Origin of the sequence: Pseudomonas sp. GM17 (assembly GCF_000282175.2) — a bacterium.
In the GTDB taxonomy this organism is placed as follows: Bacteria; Pseudomonadota; Gammaproteobacteria; order Pseudomonadales; family Pseudomonadaceae; genus Aquipseudomonas; species Aquipseudomonas chlororaphis.
On the sequence record NZ_CP124732.1, the window covers coordinates 4,211,949 to 4,234,935 of the forward strand.

The window sequence follows — 22,987 nt, forward strand, 5'->3', positions numbered from 1 at the left end:
GCCGCCGGCTGTTGTTACCATGGCGCACATTTGCGTGAAGATTTAATGACTGGCAGGTTTTTCGTGAATTTCATCCGGCGTGTTTTCCATCATCCCCTGGCCCCCCTCGGCGCACTGCTGAGCCTGGTGCTGCTCGTGCCCCTGGTGGCGCGCGCGCTGCTCGGCTGGTCCGATCCCCTGGGCTATCTCTCCGACCTGGGCACCGCGGGCCTGTTGACCCTGCTGCTGTACCGCCGGCCCTGGTGGCTGGCCCTGCCGGTGCTGCTGGTGTGGAGCCTGCTGAGCATCGCCAGCGCCGAGCTGGTCAGCGCCGTGGGCCGCCTGCCCAATGCCTCCGACCTGCATTACCTGTTCGATCCGCAGTTCGTCGGCAACTCCACCGGTGGCGGCCTGGCTCATCCCTGGCTGGCGGCGGCGTTGCTGTCCGGGCTGGCGTTGTGGCTGGGCGTGCAATGGGCGGCCCGCGGCACCCGCGCCCCGCGCTTGCCGCGCCATGCCTGGACCGCCCCGGCGCTGCTGTGGCTGGCCCATGGCGGCGTGCAATACCTGAACCCCAGCGAAGCCGATCAATGGCGCCTGTTCAACCTACCGCACCAGTTGCTCGCGGCCGCCGCCGGCCAGGGCCAGGTACAGCTGGAGCAATGGCTGGAAGGCGATGTGCCCGAGCTGCCGGTGCAGATGGCCGGCCTGACCCAGCTCGACCTCGACGGCGAGCCGTTGCTGGCCACCCCGGGCCAGGCGCGCAACGTGCTGGTGATCGCCCTGGAAGGCATTCCCGGGGCCTATATCAAGACCAACCGCGAGGCCCTGCACAGCCGCTACCAGGACGACCTGATGCCCAAGCTCAGCGCCTGGGCCGAACGCGGCATGAACACCCCGGACTACGTACTGCACAGCCACCAGACCATCCGCGGCCTGTACGCCATGCTCTGCGGCGACTACGACAAGCTCGACAACGGTACGCCCAAGGGCATCGAGCTGCTGACCCAAAGCCAGCGCAACCAGGCCTGCCTGCCCGCGCAGTTGCGCAAGCAGGGGTTCAACACCCATTACCTGCAAGGCGCCGGCCTGCGCTTCATGGCCAAAGACAAGATCATGCCGCACATCGGCTTCGACTCAACCCACGGCCTGGAGTGGTTCAGCAACGCCAACTACCTGGACTTCCCCTGGGGCAAGGACGACAAGGCTTTCTTCGAAGGCGCGCTGGACTATGTCGGCCAGCTGAAAAAGCAGAAGCAGCCGTGGATGCTCACCCTGCTGACCGTAGGCACCCACCAGCCCTACTCCGCGCCGGAGAACTACCTCAACCGCTTCGACACACCCAAGCAGGCCGCGGTGGCCTACCTGGACGATGCCATCGGTGAGTTCATGGACCAACTGGAGCGCCAGGGCGTGCTCAAGGACACCCTGGTGGTAATCACCTCGGACGAGTCCCACGGCATCGATGGCGTGCGCCTGGCCTCGTCCTGGGGTTTCAACCTGATGCTCGCCCCGGAGCAGGCGCAGTTGCCCAGGCTCAAGTCCGGGACCTACGGCCATGTCGACCTGAGCGCCTCGGTGCTCGACTACTTCGGCTTCCAGGTGCCGGACAGCCTCAGCGGTCGCTCGCTATTTCGCGACTACGCCCTGGGCCGGGAGATCATGTCCTACACCAACGGCAAGCTGCGTTATCACGATGGCCAGGGCACCCTGACCGAATGCGATTTCCAGCAGCGTTGCCGCTACTACTCAAGCACCGGCTTCATCGCCGACAGCGCCACCTTCAAGGGCCAGTACGGCGGCCTGCGGGCGCGCCAGATCAGCGCCCGGGCCGAAGGCCTGGACCGCACTCTGCTGCAATCGCCGCTGAACCTGCGCTACCAGTTCGGCAGCCCGGCGATCATCCCGCTGCAGGCGCAGATCAAGGATGACTGGGCCGACAACCTGATCGGCGCGCAGTACCTGGAAATGCCCAAGGGCTCGCTGACCCGCGTACGTTTCACCGTGCGCTCGGCCGACCCGCAGCAGAACGCCTACATCCTGCTCAAGGGCAAGGAGCGCGAGCAGGACGTGGCCCTGGGCCTGCCGGAAGAGATGCTGGTCACCCCCGACCAGCCGCTGGAAATGGACTTCAGCTTCGCCAACCCGGAATCGCGCAAGGCCTTCTCCTTCCACCTGCTGGGCTACGGCCTGGGCGCGGTGGAAGTCAGTGACTTCAGCGTGATCACCGAACTGTCGGGGCAAGAGCAAGACAGCGAAGAACCCCAGGACGACAACCCGCACGCCTCCTGAATCACCTCCCCGGGACGCTGGACGGCAGCACGACCGTCCAGTTCCCGCGCCCTTGTCTAAACTCCTCGTCAGGCACAAGGTATGGCCTCGCTGCGGTCCGCAGCGCCACCGCCGGAGTACGAGGACGCACATGACCGACACCCTGGACACCCCTCTGGAGCAGCTGCAGCGACTGATGGCCGAGCGCCCCTTCATGGTCCTCACTGGCGCCGGCATCAGCACCCCTTCGGGGATTCCCGACTACCGCGACAACGACGGCGTGCGGCGCGGCCAGCAACCGATGATGTACCAGGAGTTCCTGGCCGAACCCAAGGCCCGGCGCCGCTACTGGGCGCGGGCCATGCTCGGCTGGCCGCGGATCCGCCAGGCCCGGCCGAACGCGGCCCATGAGGCCCTGGCGCATTTACAGGCGCGGCAGAAAATCGCCGGCTTGATCACCCAGAACGTCGACACCCTGCACGACCAGGCCGGCAGCCGCGACGTGATCGAGCTGCACGGCAACCTGCACCGGGTGGTCTGCCTGGATTGCAACCAACGCAGCGATCGGCAGGCGATCCAGCAATTGCTGGAACTGCACAATCCCTACCTGGCCGGCGTCGACGCGGTGCAGGCGCCCGACGGCGACACCCTGCTCGACCCGGTGTTCGAGGAACGTTTCCAGGTGCCCCGCTGCCCTCATTGCGATGGCGAGCGGCTGAAACCGGATGTGGTGTTCTTCGGCGAAAACATGGCCCAGGCCACCGCGGCCAAGGCCCTGCACAGCATCGAGCAGGCCGCCGGCCTGCTGGTGGTCGGTTCGTCGCTGATGGCCTATTCGGCCTTTCGCCTGTGCAAGGTCATGGCCGACCAGGGCAAGCCGTTGATCGCCATCAACTTCGGCAAGACCCGCGCCGACGAGCTGCTGGACCTGAAGATCGCCGCCTCCTGCGAGCAACTGTTGCCGCTGCTGGCCGAGCGCCTGACCTCCTAGGCAACCCCCGACAGGCGCTCGGCCAGACCGGCCCCGCGCAGAATGTCGAACAGCGCCTGGGCCGCGCTGGACAGTTCATGCCCGGGGTTGGTCAGCACGCCGATGGCGCGTTCCACCACCGGGTCGCGCAGGGTGATGCAGCGCGCGCCCAGCTCGCGCATCTGTCCGGCGCACAGGGCCGGTACCGCGCTCACACCGAGGCCGCTGGCGACCATGCGCCCCACCGTCGCCAGTTGATGACTTTCGAATTCCACCGGCAGTTTCATCTCCCGCGCCAGCAAGTGCTCTTCAAGCATCACCCGCACCGTGGACGGCCGTTGCAGGGTAATGAAGGGGTGTTCCAGCAGCGATTGCCAGTCGATGTCCTTCAGGTCGGCCAGGGGCGAATCGCTGGGCACCACGGCGACGAAACGGTCGATGTACAGCGGGGTGAATTGCAGTGACGCGCTTTGCTGCGGCTCGAAGGCCACCCCCAATTCCACCTGGCGGTCGCGGACCATCTCCAGCACCTGTTCGTTGATCACGTCGTTGACCGTGACATTGACCTGCGGGTAACGCGCGCGAAAGGTCTTGAGAATCGGCGGCAGCAGGTTGCCGGCAAAGGACGGCATGGCCGCCAGGGTCACCCGCCCGCGCTGCAGGGTGAAGCGCTGGCGCAGTTCGTCCTCGGCGTTGTCCCAGTCGGCGATCAGGCGCCGCGCCAGGGGCACCAGCGCCTCGCCTTCCGGGGTCAGGGCGACATTGCGCGTATTGCGGCTGAACAGGCGCCCGCCGAGGCCGTCCTCCAGGGCCTTGATGGTCAGGCTCAGGGCCGACTGCGACAGGTGCAGGCGTTCGCAGGCCACGGCAAAACTCAGGCTCTGGGCCACCGCCAGGAAGGCGCGGATCTGTTTGACAGTCATGCTCTACCCTCGGGATCGACTGTTGAGTTTTATCTATCAATCAACCTTAAAAATCAACTTAACAAATCAATCCCCTGGCGCAACACTGCGGCTCACTCTCTTCATACAGCCAGCCAGCCAGCCGGCTGGCAACGCAAATACCAATAACAAGAGGATGTGCAGATGGCAGGTTTCGACAAGCGCGTAGCGTCCTATGAGGAAGCCCTCGAAGGTCTCAAGGACGGCATGACCGTGATCTCCGGCGGCTTCGGCCTGTGCGGCATTCCGGAAAACCTGATCGCCGAGATCAAGCGTCGCGGCACCCGCGACCTGACCGTGGTCTCCAACAACTGCGGCGTCGACGGCTTCGGCCTCGGCGTGCTCCTGGAAGACCGGCAGATCAGCAAGGTGGTGGCCTCCTACGTCGGTGAAAACGCCCTGTTCGAGAAGCAGCTGCTGAGCGGCGAAATCGAAGTGGTGCTGACCCCGCAAGGCACCCTGGCCGAGAAAATGCGCGCGGGCGGCGCCGGCATCCCGGCCTTCTTCACCGCCACCGGCGTCGGCACCCCGGTCGCCGACGGCAAGGAAACCCGTGAATTCAACGGCCGCGCCTACCTGATGGAAGAGTCCATCACCGGCGACTTCGCCATCGTCAAAGGCTGGAAAGCCGACCACTTCGGCAACGTGGTCTACCGCCACACCGCGCAGAACTTCAACCCGCTGGCCGCCACCGCCGGCAAGATCACCGTGGTCGAGGTCGAAGAGATCGTCGAACCGGGCGAGCTGGACCCGACGCAGATCCACACCCCCGGCATCTACGTCGACCGGATCATTTGCGGCACGTTCGAAAAACGCATCGAACAGCGCACCGTGCGCAAGTAATCGCCCGCCCAACGACTGACGGAGAATAAAAAATGGCTCTTACCCGCGAACAAATGGCTCAACGCGTCGCCCGCGAACTGCAGGACGGCTTCTACGTGAACCTCGGCATCGGCATCCCGACCCTGGTGGCCAACTACATCCCCGACGGCATGGAAGTGATGCTGCAATCGGAAAACGGCCTGCTCGGCATGGGCGCCTTCCCCACCGACGACGAAGTCGATGCGGACATGATCAACGCCGGCAAACAGACCGTCACCGCGCGCATCGGCGCGTCGATTTTCTCTTCCGCCGAATCCTTCGCGATGATCCGTGGCGGCCATATCGACCTCACCGTGCTCGGCGCCTTCGAGGTCGATGTGCAGGGCAACATCGCCTCGTGGATGATCCCCGGCAAGCTGGTCAAGGGCATGGGTGGCGCCATGGACCTGGTGGCCGGCGCGGACAACATCATCGTCACCATGACCCACGCCTCGAAAGACGGCGAGTCGAAACTGCTGTCGCGCTGCAGCCTGCCGCTGACCGGCGCCAACTGCATCAAGCGCGTGCTGACCGACCTGGCTTACCTGGAGATCGAGAACGGCGCGTTCATCCTCAAGGAGCGCGCCCCGGGCGTGAGTGTCGAGGAAATCGTCAGCAAGACCGCCGGCAAGCTGATCGTGCCGGCCCACGTGCCTGAAATGCAGTTCGCCTGAGGAGCAACCAGACCATGCAAGACGTCGTAATCGTTGCCGCCACCCGCACCGCGGTCGGCAGTTTCCAGGGTTCGCTGGCGAACATTCCCGCGGTCGATCTGGGGGCCGCGGTGATCCGCCAGCTGTTGGCCCAGACCGGCCTGGACGGCGCCCAGGTCGATGAAGTGATCATGGGCCAGGTGCTCACCGCCGGCGCCGGTCAGAACCCCGCGCGCCAGGCCGCGATCAAGGCCGGCCTGCCCCACGCCGTGCCGGCGCTGACCCTGAACAAGGTCTGCGGCTCCGGCCTCAAGGCCCTGCACCTGGGCGCCCAGGCGATCCGCTGCGGCGACGCCGAGGTGATCATCGCCGGCGGCCAGGAGAACATGAGCCTGGCCAACTACGTGCTGCCCGGTGCCCGCACCGGTCTGCGCATGGGCCACAGCCAGGTCATCGATAGCATGATCAGCGACGGCCTGTGGGACGCCTTCAACGACTACCACATGGGCATCACCGCCGAGAACCTGGTGGACAAATACGCCATCAGCCGCGAAGCCCAGGATGCCTTTGCCGCCGCCTCGCAGCAGAAGGCCGTGGCCGCCATCGAGGGCGGGCGCTTCGTCGATGAAATCACCCCGATCCTGATTCCCCAGCGCAAGGGCGAGCCCGTGGCCTTCGCCACCGACGAGCAGCCGCGCGCCGGCACCACCGCCGAATCCCTGGGCAAGCTCAAGCCGGCCTTCAAGAAAGACGGCACGGTCACCGCCGGCAACGCCTCGTCGCTGAACGACGGCGCCGCCGCGGTGATCCTGATGAGCGCCGCCAAAGCCCGGGCCCAGGGCCTGCCGGTGCTGGCGAAGATCGCCGCCTACGCCAACGCCGGCGTCGACCCGGCGATCATGGGCATCGGCCCGGTGTCGGCCACCCGCCGCTGCCTGGACAAGGCCGGCTGGTCCCTGGAGCAGCTGGACCTGATCGAAGCCAACGAAGCCTTCGCCGCCCAGGCGCTGTCGGTGGGCAAGGAACTGGGTTGGGATGCGAGCAAGGTCAATGTCAACGGCGGCGCCATCGCCCTCGGCCACCCGATCGGCGCCTCGGGCTGCCGGGTGCTGGTGACCCTGCTGCACGAGATGCTCAAACGCGATGCCAAGAAAGGCCTGGCCACCTTGTGCATCGGTGGCGGCCAGGGCGTGGCATTGGCCATCGAACGCTAACGCTTACCGCGCACCACGGCCCGCCCTCGGACCCACGACATCCGGCGGCTGGCCGGCAATACGCCCGGCGCACCCCAGGGTGCGCCGGGTTCATTTTGCGGCCCGGCAGACGCCGGACAGAGGCCGCTGGCAGCCACCCATCCGTCAGCTACATTCAACTCATGCGGCTGGCGAGACTCGTTTTCCGCTCCTTCCTGCCCACTGACTCACGGCTGAAACAGTCCAGCCCGGTGCGTGGAGCCTTATCCGTCGAAGCCGGATCACAGCGCTCAAGCCCACATGGGCAGAGCCCGGTATGCCACCCAGCCCTTCGCCTGCTTCATCGACCCGATAACGAGGAGCGGAACATGCGCCCGATCAGATGCCTGCTCTACACCGGCTTTTGCATAGTGCTGGCGGGGCTGGTCAGCCTCCAGGCCAGTGCCGGCCCCTCCTTCGATGCGGACAGAAAAGGACTCGAGAAACTCTCGAGCAACGCCGGCGCCGAGCTGCACCGAGGCTTGCAGAAATTCCACGAAATGCTGATGTACCTCGAACTGCGGGACACCCTGCATGCCACCGAGGCCAAGGCAGCGGCCCTGGAGCACTTCAACGAGTCGGTCGCCCTGTACAAGAAAGTCACTGCAAGCGCCCCCGAGCAGAAGATCCTCTACCAGCCCCGGGATGACAGTGAAAAAGACGCCATCAGCGCCTTCCAGAACCGCTTGCAAGAGTTGGATATCGCGGTGCCCGACACTGAGAAACAGCTGGCCAACCTGGCCGTCACCGTGGTGACCAGGCATATCCATGTGCTGGAAAGGTCCAGCTTCAAGGCGACCAAGGCCGACTACCCATCCTTGCGCAAGGTCCTGCGCTCACAGGCCCTGTTGCTCGACCTGGGCATCCTCAGCTCGATTGTCTGGGGCCTGTCGGTCGATCAGCCCGGCGGGAGCCATTAGCGCCTTGCCCCCCTGAGGCTGTCACTGCGACTTCGGCTTGCCCATCAGCAACAGCAGCGACAAGCCGGCAAACCCCGCTCCGGCGTAGAACGTCAGCGCCGCGCCATGGGCCTGCCACAGCCAGCCGGCGATCACGCTGGCCAGCAGCAGGGCGATCCCGCTCAACAGGTTGAACACGCCAAAGGCCGTGCCCTTGAGGTCGGCGGGCGTGGTGTCGGCCACCAGGGTGGCGAGGATGCCCTGGCTGAAGCCCATGTGCAGGCCCCACAGGGCGACGCCGAGCAGCACCAGCGGCACCGATTCGGCATAGGCCAGCACCAGGTCGGCGAGGATCAGCAACAGCAGGCCGACGCTGAGCAAGGCGCTGCGGTTGATGCGGTCCGACCATTTGCCGACCGGATAGGCCGAGACCATGTAGAACCCGGCCATGACCACCATCACCAGCGGCACCCAGGCGGCGGAGAAGCCCAGTTGCTGGGCCCGCAACACCAGGAACGCCTCACTGAAACGGGCCAGGGTGAAGGCCGCGCCGATGGCCACCACCCACCAGTAATGCCGGGAAAACCGTCGCAGCGAGGCCAGCCGCAATGGCGACTGGAAATGCCGGCTGCCGGGGGCGTGCTCGGGTTCGCGGATGGCGAAGACCAACAGGGCCACGGCCAGCGCCGCGGGAATCACCGCCAGCCACAAAACCTGGGCGATATCGTTGGCCAGCCACAGCATCAGGCCGATGGCCAGGATCGGGCCGAGGAACGCCCCCACGGTGTCCAGCGACTGGCGCAGGCCAAAACAGGCGCCGCGAATTTGTGCCGGGGCCACGTCCGCCACCAGGGCATCCCGTGGCGCGCCGCGAATGCCCTTGCCGATGCGGTCCAGCAGGCGCGCACTGAACACCAGTTCCGCCGAACTCGCCAGGGGGAACAGCGGCTTGGTCAGCGCCGCCAGGCCGTAACCCAAGAGCAGCAGTTCCTTGCGCCGGCCGATGAAGTCGCTGAGGGCGCCGGAAAAGACTTTCACGATCAGCGCCGTGGCTTCTGCCACGCCTTCGATGATGCCGACCGCCAGCATGCTGATGCCCAGGGTGCCGACCATGTACAGCGGCAACAAGCTGTGCACCAGCTCGGACGACACGTCCATGAACAGGCTGACGAATCCCAGCGCCCAGACCGTGCGCGGAATGCCGCGGCTCAGGGGCTTTCCGGTGTCGCTCATTGCAGGTTCCGACATGACAGACAGTCCTCAAGGGGTACAAACGCTACCGGTCGCTTCAAGCCTAGGCGCACAACGGCGGCCCTGCTGCCGTCACTCCCGTCGCAGCCGGCGCTCGAGAGCGGCGGCCAACACCGAGGCTTCCTGTTTCAAGGAGGCGCAGAAGGCCTCGACGAAAATCGACGACGGCCGGAAATCCGGGCGGATCAGCATGACCCGGTACGGCACCGACAACTGCAGCGGGCGGATCGCCAGGCCCCTGCCCGCCTCCTCCATGGCACTCAGCGGGTTGATGATCGCCACCCCCAGCTGCTGGCGCACCATGGCGCAGACCGAGGCGGCATTGGTGGTCTCGATCACCACCCGGCGGTCGACGCCGGCCTGGCGAAAATGCTCGTCGAGGGTCTGACGATAAATGTCCAGGCCTGACAGGTTGATGAAATCCACCCCGCGAAAGTCTTCGCTGTGCAGCAGCGGCTTGGCCAGCAACGGGTGCCCTTCCGGCAGGATGCACACCATGTCGGCGCAGAACAGCAGTTCGCCCTGGGTGCCCCGTGGCAGGTGTTCGCTTTCGGTCAGGCCCAGGTCGTGGCGCTGGGCGCTGAGGGACTCTTCCAGCAAGGGCGATTCCTGGGCGGTGATGCTCAGGCCGATGCCGGCGTGTTGCTCCTGGAAGTGCTTGCACACCCGCGGCAGCAAGGTCTGGGAGAACAGCGGCAGGCAGGTCAGGCTCAACTGGCCGTGCTCGAAGCGGCGGATCGATTGCGCCACGCTGTTGATCCGCTCCAGGCCGACATAGGCCCGCTCCACTTCTTCCAGCAACAGCATCGCCTGGGCGGTCGGCAGCAGACGGCCGCCCTCGCGATCGAACAGGCTCAGCCCGGACAGGCTCTCCAGCCGCGCCAGCTCGCGGCTGACCGTGGGTTGCGAGGTGAACAGCAGGCGCGCGGCGCCGGTGACGCTGCCGGCCTGCATGATGGCGCGGAACACCTCGATATGGCGCAGGGAAATGTCCACCGCTCGCTCCTTGGTTTGAGACGTTGATTTACATAACCCATATCAAAACTGAATCGAGATACAAAGAATAGATATTTTATTGAATACATCGCCCTCGGCATCATGCAGGCCTCTTTCCTCGCCACAGACGATTGCCATGGCCATTCCCTTTTCTCCCGAGCAACTGACCGCCGCCGCCCGCCAGTACGGCACCCCGTTGTGGTGCTACGACGCGCGGACCATCAAGGTGCGCATCCAGCAACTGAAGGCCTTCGACGTGGTGCGTTACGCGCAGAAAGCCTGCTCCAACCTGCAGGTGCTGCGCCTGATCCGCGAGGCCGGGGTGCGGGTGGACGCGGTGTCCCTGGGGGAAATCGAGCGGGCGTTGCTGGCTGGGTTCAGCCCGCAAGGCGATCCGGCCGGCATCGTCTTCACCTGCGACCTGTTCGACACCGCCACCCTGCAACGGGTGGTGGAGCTGAACATCGAGGTCAACGCCGGTTCCATCGACATGCTGCGCCAACTCGGCGAGAAATCCCCGGGCCACCGCGTGTGGCTGCGGATCAACCCGGGCTTCGGCCACGGCCATAGCCGCAAGACCAACACCGGCGGTGAAAACAGCAAGCACGGCATCTGGCACGAGCAGGTCGGCGAAGCCCTCGCGGTGATCCGCCAGTACGGCCTGAAGCTGGTGGGCCTGCACATGCACATCGGCTCCGGCGTGGACTACGGGCACCTGGAACAGGTCGGCGCGGCCATGGTGGCCGCGGTCAAGTCCCTGGACCACGACATCGAGGCCTTCTCCATCGGCGGCGGCCTGTCCACCCCGTACCGCGCGGGCGATGAGCCGGTGGACGTGCGGCGCTACGCCAATGCCTGGCGCCAGGCCCGCGAAGAAATCGAAGCCTGGCTCGGCCACGGCGTGCGCATGGAAATCGAACCCGGGCGTTTCCTGGTGGCCGAGGCCGGCTGCCTGGTCAGCGAAGTGCGGGTGGTGAAAGACGCCGGTAACCATCACTTCGTGCTGGCCGACACCGGCTTCAACGACTTGATGCGCCCGGCCATGTACGGCGCCTATCACGCCATGAGCCTGATCGACGCCAACGGCCAGGCGGTGCAGCGTCCACTGCGGCCCACCGTGGTCGGCGGCCCGCTGTGCGAGTCCGGCGATATCTTCACCCAGGACGACGAAAGCCTGACCCCGCAGTTGCTGCCCCAGGCCCGGGTCGGCGACCTGCTGGTAATCCACGACACCGGTGCCTATGGCGCCAGCATGTCCTCCAACTACAACAGCCGGCCGCTGCTGCCGGAGGTGCTGTTCGAGGATGGCCAGGTGAGACTGATCCGCCGGCGCCAGCCGCTGGCGGACCTGCTGGAACTGGAGATGGGGTTGTAAGGGCCTGAGACGCAACATCCCAGGTAAGCGGGGGGACGATCTGCCTGTCCCCCCTTCCAGACATCGCCCCTTGATCGACGCCGGGACTTCGTGGCCAGCCGCTGGAGTGCTGGCCACGCCAATCAAAAAGCCTGCCCCGACGCCGGGTATCGCCTGGCGCTAGCCCTCGACCACCACCAGGAACTGGCTGTAGCGATCGATGCCGTCCTTGGACAGTTCAAGCCCGGTCTCGCCCATGCGCGACATCCACTTGCCGTTGTCGCCACGCAGGGAAATCTGCCCGCTGGCGGTATCGATGGCATAGGAGAACTGGCAGTACTGATCGATGCTGTCCTTGGACAGTTCAAGCCCCGTCGCCCCCATCCGCGACATGAACTTGTTGGTGTCGCCCTGCAATGCCAGCTTCTTGTCGTTGCCGATCTGGATCAGGGTGACCCTGAACTTGCAGTACTGGTCGATGGCGCCCTTGGACAGTTCAAGCCCTGTCGCGCCCATCCGCGACATGTAGTTGCCCGAGTCGCCGCGTAGCGAGATGACAGTACCGTTTTCAATCACACGTTGAGGAAGAACGATCATGTTTGGCACTCCTTGCTGATTGGGTAGGTTCCCTGGTGTAACCACAGGCGCAGCAATGCCTTGGCAACTCATGACCGTGCTCATCCCGGAGGGATATTCAACGCCTCTGGATTGCCTGCCGCAGGCGCAGTGTAGTCGAGCCTTTGCCGGCTCCCGGGGCGCCCGGGAGACAACTGGACCAGCGGTTGCCGCGGCCCCGCCGCCCTCAGATCAAAGCGCTATGCACGGCCAAACGCAGACGCCACAAGGCTATAAAAAACCGCGGAGTGCCCATGCTCCGAAGAGCCAGGAGTCGAGTGTCGGGACAGCTTCACAGCTGGGCTGTGAAGCCTGTCGGGGGGAAGGATTCAGTCTTGCTGGGGGTTCATGTACCGCGAGAAATTCTCGATGTAGTCGGTGAGGTTCTCTTCCATCATCAGGCGGAATTCCTCGACGAAATAATCCACCGCCTGCTGCTTGGCCGCCGCCAGTTCTTCGGCGTTGCGGCAACCGCAGGCGCTGACCCAGGCGGCGAAACGCGAGTTGGCGTACATCAGCGAGGCACTGGCCTTGCCGCGGCTGCTGTCGCCGATATGGGTGTTTGCCAGTTCGATGATGGCATCGGCGCGGTTGTAGAAATCCTGATCCGTTTCGTTGGCCAAGGGGCATTCCTCTTGAAAGTGGGCAGTTGAGCAATAGGCAATGAAACATGAGCCTGAAGACAGCCGGCGAGTATAAGAGCCTCGCGCCCAACCATCGACGGCTTTTGCTGCCTCGCGCCCTGCCGTATTCAGCCAGGCCAATGCCGCGCCAGCACCTGCGCCACCTGCGGGTGGCGGTCGATGCGCTCCAGCAGATCACAACACTCGGGGCGTTCGCGCCGCAGATGCTCGCGCGTGCCGCACCAGCGCGACACCACCGCCGCCTGGAAATCCAGGGCCGCCAGGGGTGAACCACTGGCGTACAGCTGCGTGGCGAACTGATCGGCGAACACCTCCCAGTTGCGGTGCAGGCGCTCATGGGCCGCGTCCCGCACCCGCGCCTTCAGCGCTTCATCGGCGCCCTGCAGCCAGCGCTCCGGGTAATCGATCACGCTGATCGCCGAGTAGCAATTGGCAGCGATAAACACCAGGCCGCGAATGGCCTGCGCCCGGGCGCCCTCATCCTCGGGCAGCAGCGCCGAGCGCGGATAACGCAAACCCAGTTCGATCAGGATCGCCGCGCTCTCGGTGAGGACACTGCCGTCCGGCAGTTGCAGGGTCGGGACCTGTTTCAGCGGATTGAGCCGCGCCAGCTCGTCGGCCCCGGGCGACGGCGCCCAGGACGAGGCTTCGACGATGCGGTACGGCACCTGGCAACACTCCAGGGCGATCTCGACGATGGCCGAGCCTGAGCCTTGTGTCCCATAAAGTTGATACATGACCATCCCCTCGCTTGACTGGGCCTTACATCTGACGGGTGGCTTACGTGGGTTGTTCACTCCAGTGCCGGAAGTCCGCGAGGCGATAGGTCGGATGCTGGTGAACAGCCTCGGCCGGCACGCGCAGAACGGTCCCACGGTAGCTCAGGCGATAGGTGAAACCGCCATACATGATCTTGCGGTCGGGGTCCGGATGCACCTTGAGGAAGGCTTGGCGATCGGGATAACCGGTAGGGTCCGGAAACCGTGCCAGCTTATCGAACAGCACCACGTCCTCGGCCACCTCCTCCTCGGCCATATCAACCAGATAACGAGAATAGGTGATATTCATCGAAGGTAACCGTGGCCCCTTGGCAAGCAACCCATCAAGCCTGCGATCCAGATGCCCGAACACCGCGCGATAAGCACTCACCAGCAGCGCCCGCCGATAAAGGCTCATCGGTTTGGGAGCCTGCATACGCCGCACCAGGGAGTGGATCAATCGGTTGAGCATCCCGAAACACGCGATCTCCAGCCTCATGCCGCCTTTTACTTCTAAAAACTTGCCGCACGCGGAAAATCGGGTCTTGTGATGGACAAGCTTGTTGCGCACCGTGATCGCGTAATCGAAAACCATGATCTCGATATGCCTGAGCAACGGATCGGGCTGCCGATTCTGGCGCCGGAAAATACTCAGCTTGTCCCGGAACAATTTGTCGCTCGTCCCGTAGTGCTGGTCGACTATCAGGTCCAGATAGTCAAAGACCACGGGGAACATCGAGAGATGCTCATGGCTGTCCAGAGACTTGCGGACCAATGAGGGGTGATAGGTTTTTGCATCGATATAGCTATGCGACACCCCGTCCTTGATCGTGGTTTTCTGACCGTAGACCGCCAGATCATTGGCAATATCGAACCCCTGCAACAGCTGTTCGGTAAGGCGCAGTTTCTTCTGCAAAAAGACTTCCGTGATAGTCATCAAATACTCTCGTGTTCAGTAGGTCCGGCAACGCAGACATTGCGCTCAATGGCGCGGGGTAGAACCTCGATGCGCAGCACCCCGTGAGCGCCCGTCGAACAGTCGATACGCACCGGTAAAAATGCCTCGATCACCCGGATATTGCTCTGCAGGTGCTCGCTCATGCGCGGGGTGGTGAAGCTTCCGCCGCCGGCCAGGGCCATGGGCAGCAACAGTTGATCGGCCAGGTGCTCGGCCACCGCCGCGCCGGAATCCAGCCAGTCCCGGGCCTGGTCGATGGCGCGATCGGCCACGCTTTCGGCCCGCAGGCTGCTCTGGCCAAAACCGCTGAACAGCTCGGTCAGGTGCTCGAAGACGAACTCCAGCAACAGCACGTTGCCCGGGCCGCATTGCTCATCCAGGCGCACCGGGCTCAGGTGCTCCCGAGGCAGCTCCAGGCGAGTGCCGACCCGGCGCAATTCGCGCTCCGCCACATGCTCCGGCAGGCCGGCGCTCAAGGCCCAGGCCCGACGCCCGAGCAGCTCGCCACGCTGTTCCAGGCGCAGGGGTTGCAGGGTCGAGGGCTGGATAAAGGCTTGTAGCTCGCCACCGCCGGCGGGAACGAAGCCATGGCGCAGCAGCTGCAACTCCACCTGCCCGCCCATGCGCCGCAGTTGCGGCAGCCAGGCCTGCTGGAGGAAATCCACCGGCGGTGCCAGCGGGTTGTGGGTGCCGCCGCTGATGCTCACGCGGCTGGGCTCCGGGGCTTGCATCAGGGCCGGCAGCAGGGTCTGCAACACCAGGGTGCAGCTGCCGGCGGTGCCGATGGCGAAACGGTAGTCGCCGCCGCGAATCGGTCCCGGCTCGAAGGTCAGCGCCCGGGAACCCAGCTCGGCGCCCAAGACCCTGGCCGCGCAGACCTGCACCGCCGCCAGCACCGCGGTCAGGTGCTGGCGCAACAGCCCCGGGCGACTGCGCCGGGCCCGTATGTTGTGGATGCGCAGGGTCTTGCCGGTGAGCATCGACAGGCTCAGGGCACTGCGCAGGACCTGGCCGCCGCCAATGGCGCCGTCCAGTTCGATGACTTCCTGTTTCATCACATTCCTCAGGCGTAGTGCCGGACGCTGTCTCGCAAGTAGGCGTCCAGCACAGCGTTGTCTTGATGGGTGCGCGCCAGCTTGGGCACCGGGCGCTCCAGTTCAGCGGCGATAAAGGCGTGCAGCGCCGGGCGCCGCGGCCCGTAAGCGGCCTCGTCGGCGCTGCGCTTCAAGGCCAGCAACTCATCCACCTCGTCCAGCAGTGGCCGATGGTCGACGGTGCCCAGCAGCTCGGCGAAGGTCATCGGCGGTCGGCCGCGCCCCTGATCGATCCAGCGCACCGCCAGCAACGGCCGGAGCACGTAGAAGTACTTCTTGAACCGCACGCTGTCGCCTTGCAGGTAGCCACGGAAGTTCTTCCTGGCCATCGACAGGTAATGATTACGGGCCGCCGGCGGACTGTAGAAGGCCTCCGCCAACTCTCGCAGACGCGCGGTTGCCGCCGGCTCGCTGCGATACACCAGGGGCGAATCCAGCCACTCCAGCAGGGTCGGGTTGGACTTGCGCAGCAGCCCGAGGGTCTTGCGCAATTCCCAGCCGCTGATGTCCAGCTCGTCGTCCAGCGGCCGCTCGATCACGTCCCGCCCGGTATCCACCTGGATGAACCACTCGGGCTTCTCCACATAGACGAACCGCACATCGTAATCGCTGTCGGTGGAGGCAAAGCCCCAGGCCCGGCTGCCCGATTCGCAGGCATACAACACCTGCACGTTACGCTCGCGCTCGATCCGCGCCAGCTCATCCAGTACCCGCTCGCGCATGGCGCTGCTCAGCGGGTAGCGTTCATTGAATTGCATGATTCCTTGTCCTGTTCAATCGACGATCGCCAGCACCTCAGCGCTGGCCTGATCGCCTTGTACATCGGTAATTCACAACAGGCGCTTGAGCGATCCGCGAGGCACTTCGCCGACCTCCTCCATCGCTTGCAACCGCTGCGCCAGTGCTTCTCGCAGTGGCTTGGGGGTCACCGGGTCGAACATCGCGTAGCGGGCATCGCACCAACGGGCCAGGGCCTCGCGCCAATAAGCGGCTTCGCTGCCCGCCCGATCCAGGCGACACAGCAGGTATTGCAACTGGCGCCAGCCCGGCTTGAGCCCCAGCAAGGCCCAGCGACGCGCCTTCGGCAGCGCATGCCAATGCTGGTCCAGCCGCTGTTCCAGGGCCTCTTCGAACGCCGCCCAGGGCTGCTCGCGCAGCAGGTCGAGGGCGCAGTTGAAGACCTTGTCCGACGGATCGTCCAGGGCCGCCAGCTGCTGGGCCAGGCCACGTTCGCCGAGGGTCTGCAGGGCCAGCAGGCGCACGTTCAGCGCCTTCGAGGCCAGGGCCTGTTGCAGCATGGCGTCGGCCTGTGGCTCCCGCAGTTCCTTGACCAGCCCCAGCAGGCCCAGCCACTGGCGCTTGTTGCCCGGAGCCGGCTGCTGCAACCGGGCCAGCAGCACTTGCCGTGGGTCCAGCCCATGGTGTGGCGCGGCCCAATGGGCCAGGCAACGCAAGGCCCCCGAAGGGTCGAGCAGGGCCTGCGCCAGGTACCCGCGACAATCGGCCAAGCGTGACAACAGCAGCCGCAAGGCCTTGACCCGCACACTGGCGCCACAGCTGCGCATCACCGCTTCCAGCAAAGGCACCGCCTGCTCGTCGGGCAGTTCGGCGCAGGCATCCACTGCCATCTGCCGCACGCTGACCTCGGGGTGGTGCAACGCCATGGCCAGCAGCGCCGGCCGGTCCTCAACGCCCTCGAGCAACAGCGCGAAGACAAAGCGCGCAGCCTTGCCCCGGCAATCGCCAAAGGCCCCTTGCACTTCGTCGCGCACCTGGGCCAGTTGCAACACCGCGGTGGCCCGCTCCAGAGTCGCGCCGTGGTCGGCCCGCTGCTTGCTGGTAAGGGCCAGCAACGGTGCCAGGGTCTGCAACAGCAGCCCGGCGTGCTCCGGCGCCCAATACGCCTCGACGGCCGCGGCCGCCTCCTGGCGAACCTGGGGCACCCAATCGTTGAGGCGCTCCAGCAATGCGGCCAAAGCCTCGGCCGATGGCTGCGCGGACAACCCACGCACCGCCGCCTGCCGCACGAAACCGTTGCCGAAGCGGCTCAGTTCCAGCCAGGCGCTGTGCCTGTCCAGGGTATCCATCACTTCCCGCACGCGGCGGGCTTCGTAGTCGCTCAGCTGGTAATGCCAGCTGGGCGGGGCCTCTATTACTGCGTCCATGTCGTGCATTGTTCTACCCCTTGACGCACACCACCTGACGCAGGGTGTGCAGCACTTCCACCAGCTCGCGCTGGGCGTGCATGACGTGGTCGATGTCCTTGTAGGCCATCGGGATTTCATCGATCACCGCGGTGTCCTTGCGGCATTCCACATGGGCGGTGGCGCGGATCTGGTCGGCCAGGGTGAAGGTGTTCTTGGCCTTGGTGCGGCTCATGGTGCGCCCGGCACCGTGGCTGCAGGAGCAGAACGCCTCCTCGTTGCCCAGCCCGCGAACGATGAAGCTCTTGGCGCCCATCGATCCCGGGATGATCCCCAGCTCGCCCTTCTTCGCCGACACCGCGCCCTTGCGGGTCACCAGCACCTCTTCACCGAAGTGGCGTTCCTTCTGCACGTAGTTGTGGTGGCAGTTCACGGCCTCCAGCGCCACCTCGAAGGGCTTGCGGATCACCTGGCGGGTGGCCTGGATCACCAGCTGCATCATCAGTTCACGGTTGTGCCGGGCAAAATCCTGGGCCCAGGCCACGGCCTCGACGTAATCGTCGAAGTGCCGGCTGCCTTCCTCGAAGTAGGCCAGGTCGCGGTCCGGCAGGTTGGCGATGTGCTGGCGCATGTCCGCCTGGGCCAGGTGAATGAACAGGTTGCCGATGGCGTTGCCCACGCCACGGGAACCGCTGTGGAGCATGAACCAGACCCGGTTGGCCTCATCCAGGCAGACCTCGATGAAGTGGTTGCCGCCGCCGAGGGTGCCCAGGTGCTGGCGGTTGTTGCTGTTGGCCAGCGCCGGGTACTTGTCGGTGATCGCCTTGAAGCGTGGCTGCAAGGCCGCCCAGGCGTGGTCGGCCTGGCGCGGCACGTCGCCCCAGGCGCCCTTGTCGCGGCCGCTGCGCGGCGAGGTGCGGCCATGGGGCACCGCCTGTTCGATGGCGCTGCGCAAACCGTGCAGGTTATCCGGCAGGTCGGCTGCGGTCAGCGAGGTGCGGGCGGCGATCATGCCGCAGCCGATATCCACCCCGACCGCCGCCGGGATGATCGCGCCCAGGGTGGGGATCACGCTGCCGATGGTCGAGCCCTTGCCCAGGTGCACATCCGGCATCACCGCCAGGTGCTTGAAGATGAACGGCATCTTCGCGGTGTTCATCAATTGCTGGCGGGCTTCGTTTTCCACGGGCACGCCCTCGGTCCACATCTTGATCGGCTTGCCGTTGGCGACTTCCAGCAGTTGGTAGGTCTTGTGTTCCATGTTCCTGACTCTTTTTTCTGTGGCTGAAAATCCAGCCTTGTTCGGTGGCCGGTGGTCCGGCATAAAACGGCGACCAGTGAAGGCGGAACATGCAGCGCGCTCTGCCACTGAGCTACTCCCTTGCGGTTGGCGGGAATCGAACCCGCGACCACGCTGTCCTGTAGTTCCACCGGCATTCGCCGGGTCAATCGGTGCAGGCCAGGCCTGCGGGCAGCGACAAGAGAACAGGCACATGCGCTCTACCGTCTGAGCTACAGCCTTGCGGCTGGCGGGATTCGAACCCGCGACACGATGTAGTACCTGTGGCATTCGCTGCCATCCCGCTCGGGCGGGAGAAAAACCTGCGACGACAAGGGTCGATGAAACAGTGCACTCGTGTTCTGACCTTTGAACTACGGCGCCTTTTCAGGCACCGGCGGGACTCGAACCCGCATCACGAATCTGGGATGTAGTTCCATCAGCATTCGTCGCTGAAACCGCAAAAAAGGTGGCACGACAAAAGGAGTGACTGATCGCCGGAATCGAACCGGCATAACCATGATGTACAGCCACTGGCATTCGTGCCTTCACAGGCCCTGACAAGATTTGCTGAGACGTCTTTGGATGTAGTCACAGCGGTATTCGGGGCCTATGAACAAAAATTCTTCGGCGTGCGCCGGGTGAGCGGCGCACGGTTTATCTCATGCCTTGCCGATCAGGGCGCCATCGCCTCGATCGCCTCGACCCAGTGCTGCGCACCGTAGTTGCCTGCGGTGAACTGCTGGATCACATCGAACACCGCGTCACTGAAACCGCCGACGTTGAGGATGTCCTCGCGGTCCGGCGCCTGGGTGGTGGCCCCGGGTTGCATATCGATGCACACCAGCCGCGCCTGCGGGTTGATGGCCTTGATCCGCTCCCACTGGCGCAGGGTCTCGGTCGCCCCATGGCGCCGCGCATCGATCCACGACTCGTTGTCCGAGACCAGGATCAGGGTGTCCACCTTGCACTTGGCGTTGGCCAGTTGTGCCAGGGGCGCCGAGCAGTTGGTCCCGCCACCGCCGATGGCCGCCAGTTTCTGCGCATTGCTCATCACGCTGTCCCGCGGGTTGAGGCGGATATCCACCACCCCGACCTCGAACGGCATGACCCGCGCCGCCGGCTGCTTGCGCAACACCGCTGCCGCCACCAGGGCCGCCACATCGATGCAACGCACCGCCGTGGTGGCGCCCTGGCGATAACCGGTGACCGGGCTGTGCATCGACCCCGAGACATCCGGGCACACCACCACCGCGCCTTGCAGCGCCGGCACGTTGGCCAGCGACAGTTCCAGGGCATCCTGCAACGCCTCGCGCACCGGCTGCGGCACCTCGTCTCCGGCCATACGGTAGGCCGCCAGCAACTGGTACGGGTAGACCCGGGCCTTGGCCACCTCGGCGGCATCCGCCAGCCGCGCCGCCACATACTCGGTGCAACCCGGCACCTGGAACGCACCGTGGCGGGCCAGGGTATTGAGGTTCATGCGCAGCCCCTGCCAGCCCATATTGTGCGCCTGTTCGGCCCATTGCTCGCGGCTCAGGGTTTCATTGCCGAGCAACTGGAACGGCACCTGCGGCACCGCCGTGGTCGCACCGCTGCGAAAGGCCAGCAAGGCGCGGGTCAGCTCAGGCAACGCCTGCGCATCCACCGGCTTGCCGATCAACCAGGCGAAGAAGGCTGCGCGCCAGGCCTCGCCTGGCTTGGGGTGAACCATCTTGACCACGTCCGCCAGCGACGGCTGGTTGCCCACCGCAGCCTGCAACAGCTGACGCTCGGTGGCGCTGTTCAACCAGTTCTGCACCAGGCGCTTGGGCTGCGACCCCAGGGATTTACGCCCGGTCGCCCCGCTGCGCAGGATCTGCACGAAGTTGCGCAGCATCTTGCCGTTGTCCACCACCTGGGCAAACAGCTCCGGCACCAGGGCCGAGCGTTGCGCGGTCAGCGCCGCCAGCAGCAAGGCCGGCATGTCTTTCATATGACCCTGTTGCCGAGCGTAACGCGCGGCCTGGGCGACGAAACGGCTGTCGACCTCGTTCACCAGTTGCAGCACCACTTCCAGCTGACCTTCAGGCGAGGTGTAGAAGGTCGAGTTCAAGCAACCGGTCACCGCCAGTTGGGCCAGGCGATGCTTGGCGTTGTAGGCATAGGCCGGGGCCTGGGCGGCGTTCAGGGTGTTGCTCGCTGGCGCTTTGGCCTGTTGGGTGTTGAACAGCTGGAAGTTGGCCATCTTGGCGTCTCGCTCTGTTGTCTTGTTCGTTGCCAGAGAGATTGCAGCCGCTGTGCCAGTTTTATTTTTCTCCGCAAATTATTTTTTAAATGATTGATTTATAACGATTTTATTTTTAGATGTTTTTTCCTTGGCGAGTCTGCGAGACAAAGCTGCTGATAATTTTATATCTTTGTTTATCGTTTTTTATCTTCAGGTATAAACATGTCGGGCAAGCCCACGGTCGCCATAGGTTTTGTCGGTTCCACCCTCGACCGCGTCGGCAAGGGCGCCAACCGCTGGAACCATTGGCGCCCCAGTGTCGGCCTGTGCCAGCAGCAGGACGTGCTGATCCACCGCCTGGAGCTGATCCACGGCATTGACGCCCGGGACGTCAGCCTGGCCGAGCGGGTGGCCAACGACATTCGCCAGGTATCGCCGCAGACCGAGGTGCGCCTGCACCCCATGGGCCTGAAGAACCCCTGGGATTTCGAAGAGGTGTACGGCGCCCTGCACGACTTCACCAGCGCCTACCCCTTCGACACCGAGCGCGAGGACTACCTGGTGCACATCACCACCGGGACCCACGTGGCACAGATCTGCTGGTTCCTGCTGACCGAGGCGCGCTACCTGCCGGCGCGGCTGATCCAGACCTCACCGGCGCGGCGCCGCGACCCGGAGCAGCACGCCACCGGCACCCACGCCCTGATCGACCTCGACCTGTCGCGCTACGACCGCATCGCCTCGCGCTTCGCCGGCAAACGCCTGGAGGGCCTGGCCTTCCTCAAGTCCGGGATCGCCACCCGCAACGCCGCGTTCAACCGTTCCATCGAGCAGATCGAGCAGGTGGCCCTGCGCTCCAGGGCACCGATGCTGCTGATCGGCCCCACCGGGGCCGGCAAGTCGTTCCTGGCCCGGCGCATCTATGAACTCAAGCGCGGCCGGCATCAGGTCCAGGGGCGTTTTGTCGAGGTCAACTGCGCCACCCTGCGCGGCGACGGCGCCATGTCGGCGTTGTTCGGGCATATCAAGGGCGCCTTCACCGGCGCCCAGAACGCCCGCGACGGCCTGTTGCGGGCGGCGGACGGCGGCATGCTGTTTCTCGACGAGATTGGCGAGCTGGGGCTCGATGAACAGGCGATGCTGCTCAAGGCCATCGAGGAGAAACGCTTCTTCCCCATGGGCTCGGACAAGGAAGTGGACAGCGACTTCCTGATCATCGCCGGCACCCACCGCGACCTGCGCGGCCGAGTCGCCCAGGGCCTGTTCCGCGAGGACCTGTATGCGCGGATCAACCTCTGGACCTTCAACCTGCCGGGGCTGGCCGGGCGGCGCGAGGACATCGAGCCGAACATCGATTTCGAACTGGAACGCCACGCCCGCGAGCAAGGGCGCCTGGTGCGCTTCAACCTCGAGGCGCGGCGGCGTTACCTGGCGTTTGCCAGTTCCAGCGAGGCGGCGTGGCTGGGCAACTTCCGCGAGCTGTCGGCGTCCATTACCCGCATGGCCACCCTGGCCGACAGCGGGCGCATCGACGAAGCCCAGGCCGAGGAAGAAATCGAGCGGCTACGGTATGCCTGGGGCTTGAGCCAGGAGCAGGATCCGCTGGCCACTTTACTGGGCGACAGGGTCGAACTCGACCTGTTCGACCGCCTGCAACTGCAGGCGGTGATCGAGGTCTGCCGCCAGGCCGACAGCCTGTCCGATGCCGGGCGCAAGCTGTTTGGCGTGTCCCGCCAGACCAAGGCCCAGCCCAATGACGCCGACCGCCTGCGCAAGTACCTGGCGCGCTTCGGCCTGGAGTGGAAGCAGATAGTGGCGCACGCGGATTAAGGAGAACTGCCTGCGGCAGCGGCTACACAAAGCTGTCGCTGGCGATACG

At 65.1% G+C, this 22,987-nt stretch carries 20 protein-coding genes; 8 read left to right on the forward strand and 12 right to left on the reverse strand.

Annotation, left to right across the window (positions count from 1 at the left end; all coding sequences use genetic code 11):
* Window positions 1-63: 63 nt before the first annotated feature.
* Window positions 64-2,271 carry an LTA synthase family protein gene (locus tag PMI20_RS18930; RefSeq protein WP_502945109.1) on the forward strand — a complete coding sequence of 736 codons (2,208 nt, stop codon included), beginning with the start codon at window positions 64-66 and terminating at the stop codon, window positions 2,269-2,271.
* A gap of 130 nt (window positions 2,272-2,401) precedes the next feature.
* Window positions 2,402-3,241, forward strand: coding sequence for an NAD-dependent protein deacetylase (locus tag PMI20_RS18935; protein WP_007920585.1), 840 nt, complete (start codon window positions 2,402-2,404; stop codon window positions 3,239-3,241).
* On the opposite strand, the gene PMI20_RS18940 is transcribed toward PMI20_RS18935, so the two are convergent.
* Complete coding sequence (locus PMI20_RS18940) at window positions 3,238-4,143, reverse strand: LysR family transcriptional regulator (RefSeq protein WP_007920584.1); 906 nt, start codon at window positions 4,141-4,143, stop codon at window positions 3,238-3,240. The genes PMI20_RS18935 and PMI20_RS18940 overlap by 4 nt on opposite strands.
* Window positions 4,144-4,305: 162 nt before the next feature.
* Here PMI20_RS18940 and PMI20_RS18945 point away from each other — a divergent pair, with 162 nt between their 5' ends.
* The 4 genes from PMI20_RS18945 (at window position 4,306) to PMI20_RS18960 (ending at window position 7,827) form a co-directional block, all read left to right on the forward strand.
* Window positions 4,306-5,004, forward strand: a complete 699-nt coding sequence (locus PMI20_RS18945) for a CoA transferase subunit A (RefSeq protein ID WP_007920583.1) — start codon at window positions 4,306-4,308, stop codon at window positions 5,002-5,004.
* A gap of 32 nt (window positions 5,005-5,036) precedes the next feature.
* Window positions 5,037-5,696 carry a CoA transferase subunit B gene (locus PMI20_RS18950; RefSeq protein WP_007920581.1) on the forward strand — a complete coding sequence of 220 codons (660 nt, stop codon included), beginning with the start codon at window positions 5,037-5,039 and terminating at the stop codon, window positions 5,694-5,696.
* Window positions 5,697-5,710: 14 nt separating this feature from the next.
* Window positions 5,711-6,889 carry an acetyl-CoA C-acetyltransferase gene (locus tag PMI20_RS18955; protein ID WP_284168706.1) on the forward strand — a complete coding sequence of 393 codons (1,179 nt, stop codon included), beginning with the start codon at window positions 5,711-5,713 and terminating at the stop codon, window positions 6,887-6,889.
* A 347-nt stretch (window positions 6,890-7,236) separates the two neighbouring features.
* The gene (locus PMI20_RS18960; RefSeq protein WP_007932669.1) at window positions 7,237-7,827 is read left to right on the forward strand and encodes a hypothetical protein; all 591 of its coding nucleotides are present in this window, start codon (window positions 7,237-7,239) and stop codon (window positions 7,825-7,827) included.
* A gap of 21 nt (window positions 7,828-7,848) precedes the next feature.
* Here the strand turns inward: PMI20_RS18960 and PMI20_RS18965 are convergent, their stop codons facing one another.
* Both PMI20_RS18965 and PMI20_RS18970 read right to left on the reverse strand, forming a co-directional pair.
* Entirely contained in the window at window positions 7,849-9,039 is a 1,191-nt protein-coding gene (locus tag PMI20_RS18965) for an MFS transporter (protein WP_037036276.1), read from the reverse strand.
* Between the two features lie 90 nt (window positions 9,040-9,129).
* A complete protein-coding gene (locus tag PMI20_RS18970) occupies window positions 9,130-10,053 on the reverse strand; it encodes a LysR family transcriptional regulator (protein WP_007932667.1) in 924 nt (307 codons plus the stop codon).
* Window positions 10,054-10,189: 136 nt separating this feature from the next.
* On the opposite strand from PMI20_RS18970, the gene lysA reads away from it, so the two are divergent.
* Window positions 10,190-11,428, forward strand: a complete 1,239-nt coding sequence (lysA, locus tag PMI20_RS18975; RefSeq protein ID WP_007932666.1) for a diaminopimelate decarboxylase — start codon at window positions 10,190-10,192, stop codon at window positions 11,426-11,428.
* A gap of 159 nt (window positions 11,429-11,587) precedes the next feature.
* Here lysA and PMI20_RS18980 read toward each other — a convergent pair whose 3' ends face one another.
* The 9 genes from PMI20_RS18980 to PMI20_RS19020 form a co-directional block, all read right to left on the reverse strand.
* Window positions 11,588-12,004, reverse strand: coding sequence for a fascin domain-containing protein (locus PMI20_RS18980; RefSeq protein WP_007932660.1), 417 nt, complete (start codon window positions 12,002-12,004; stop codon window positions 11,588-11,590).
* A gap of 347 nt (window positions 12,005-12,351) precedes the next feature.
* Window positions 12,352-12,645 carry a DUF3144 domain-containing protein gene (locus tag PMI20_RS18985; RefSeq protein WP_007932658.1) on the reverse strand — a complete coding sequence of 98 codons (294 nt, stop codon included), beginning with the start codon at window positions 12,643-12,645 and terminating at the stop codon, window positions 12,352-12,354.
* A 128-nt stretch (window positions 12,646-12,773) separates the two neighbouring features.
* A complete protein-coding gene (locus PMI20_RS18990; RefSeq protein WP_007932656.1) occupies window positions 12,774-13,403 on the reverse strand; it encodes a glutathione S-transferase family protein in 630 nt (209 codons plus the stop codon).
* Window positions 13,404-13,446: 43 nt separating this feature from the next.
* Complete coding sequence (locus PMI20_RS18995; protein ID WP_007932654.1) at window positions 13,447-14,361, reverse strand: hypothetical protein; 915 nt, start codon at window positions 14,359-14,361, stop codon at window positions 13,447-13,449.
* Window positions 14,361-15,437, reverse strand: coding sequence for an RNA 3'-terminal phosphate cyclase (gene rtcA / locus PMI20_RS19000; RefSeq protein ID WP_007932652.1), 1,077 nt, complete (start codon window positions 15,435-15,437; stop codon window positions 14,361-14,363). The genes PMI20_RS18995 and rtcA overlap by 1 nt, the downstream gene beginning before the upstream one ends.
* 8 nt (window positions 15,438-15,445) lie before the next feature.
* Window positions 15,446-16,234, reverse strand: coding sequence for a nucleotidyltransferase domain-containing protein (locus PMI20_RS19005; protein WP_007932649.1), 789 nt, complete (start codon window positions 16,232-16,234; stop codon window positions 15,446-15,448).
* Window positions 16,235-16,306: 72 nt separating this feature from the next.
* Window positions 16,307-17,650 (reverse strand): hypothetical protein, encoded by a 1,344-nt coding sequence (locus PMI20_RS19010; RefSeq protein WP_007932647.1) that lies wholly within the window; start codon window positions 17,648-17,650, stop codon window positions 16,307-16,309.
* Window positions 17,651-17,654: 4 nt separating this feature from the next.
* A complete protein-coding gene (locus PMI20_RS19015) occupies window positions 17,655-18,881 on the reverse strand; it encodes an RtcB family protein (protein ID WP_007932646.1) in 1,227 nt (408 codons plus the stop codon).
* 694 nt (window positions 18,882-19,575) lie between these two features.
* Window positions 19,576-21,126 (reverse strand): hypothetical protein, encoded by a 1,551-nt coding sequence (locus PMI20_RS19020; protein ID WP_007932645.1) that lies wholly within the window; start codon window positions 21,124-21,126, stop codon window positions 19,576-19,578.
* A gap of 204 nt (window positions 21,127-21,330) precedes the next feature.
* Between PMI20_RS19020 and rtcR the strand changes: the two genes are divergently transcribed.
* Window positions 21,331-22,938, forward strand: a complete 1,608-nt coding sequence (rtcR, locus tag PMI20_RS19025; protein ID WP_007932644.1) for an RNA repair transcriptional activator RtcR — start codon at window positions 21,331-21,333, stop codon at window positions 22,936-22,938.
* The last annotated feature ends 49 nt before the right edge of the window (window positions 22,939-22,987 follow it).

Excerpts from the sequence above, each read along its gene's own strand:
- PMI20_RS18950 (WP_007920581.1), top strand. The coding sequence starts at position 5,037 with ATGGCTCTTACCCGCGAACAAATGGCTCAACGCGTCGCCCGCGAACTG.
- rtcA (WP_007932652.1), bottom strand. The coding sequence starts at position 15,437 with ATGAAACAGGAAGTCATCGAACTGGACGGCGCCATTGGCGGCGGCCAG.
- PMI20_RS19010 (WP_007932647.1), bottom strand. The coding sequence starts at position 17,650 with ATGCACGACATGGACGCAGTAATAGAGGCCCCGCCCAGCTGGCATTAC.
- PMI20_RS18955 (WP_284168706.1), top strand. The coding sequence starts at position 5,711 with ATGCAAGACGTCGTAATCGTTGCCGCCACCCGCACCGCGGTCGGCAGT.
- PMI20_RS18945 (WP_007920583.1), top strand. The coding sequence starts at position 4,306 with ATGGCAGGTTTCGACAAGCGCGTAGCGTCCTATGAGGAAGCCCTCGAA.
- PMI20_RS18990 (WP_007932656.1), bottom strand. The coding sequence starts at position 13,403 with ATGTATCAACTTTATGGGACACAAGGCTCAGGCTCGGCCATCGTCGAG.
- PMI20_RS18935 (WP_007920585.1), top strand. The coding sequence starts at position 2,402 with ATGACCGACACCCTGGACACCCCTCTGGAGCAGCTGCAGCGACTGATG.
- PMI20_RS18995 (WP_007932654.1), bottom strand. The coding sequence starts at position 14,361 with ATGACTATCACGGAAGTCTTTTTGCAGAAGAAACTGCGCCTTACCGAA.
- PMI20_RS18940 (WP_007920584.1), bottom strand. The coding sequence starts at position 4,143 with ATGACTGTCAAACAGATCCGCGCCTTCCTGGCGGTGGCCCAGAGCCTG.
- PMI20_RS19015 (WP_007932646.1), bottom strand. The coding sequence starts at position 18,881 with ATGGAACACAAGACCTACCAACTGCTGGAAGTCGCCAACGGCAAGCCG.
- PMI20_RS18965 (WP_037036276.1), bottom strand. The coding sequence starts at position 9,039 with ATGAGCGACACCGGAAAGCCCCTGAGCCGCGGCATTCCGCGCACGGTC.
- PMI20_RS19020 (WP_007932645.1), bottom strand. The coding sequence starts at position 21,126 with ATGGCCAACTTCCAGCTGTTCAACACCCAACAGGCCAAAGCGCCAGCG.
- PMI20_RS18960 (WP_007932669.1), top strand. The coding sequence starts at position 7,237 with ATGCGCCCGATCAGATGCCTGCTCTACACCGGCTTTTGCATAGTGCTG.
- PMI20_RS19005 (WP_007932649.1), bottom strand. The coding sequence starts at position 16,234 with ATGCAATTCAATGAACGCTACCCGCTGAGCAGCGCCATGCGCGAGCGG.
- rtcR (WP_007932644.1), top strand. The coding sequence starts at position 21,331 with ATGTCGGGCAAGCCCACGGTCGCCATAGGTTTTGTCGGTTCCACCCTC.
- lysA (WP_007932666.1), top strand. The coding sequence starts at position 10,190 with ATGGCCATTCCCTTTTCTCCCGAGCAACTGACCGCCGCCGCCCGCCAG.
- PMI20_RS18980 (WP_007932660.1), bottom strand. The coding sequence starts at position 12,004 with ATGATCGTTCTTCCTCAACGTGTGATTGAAAACGGTACTGTCATCTCG.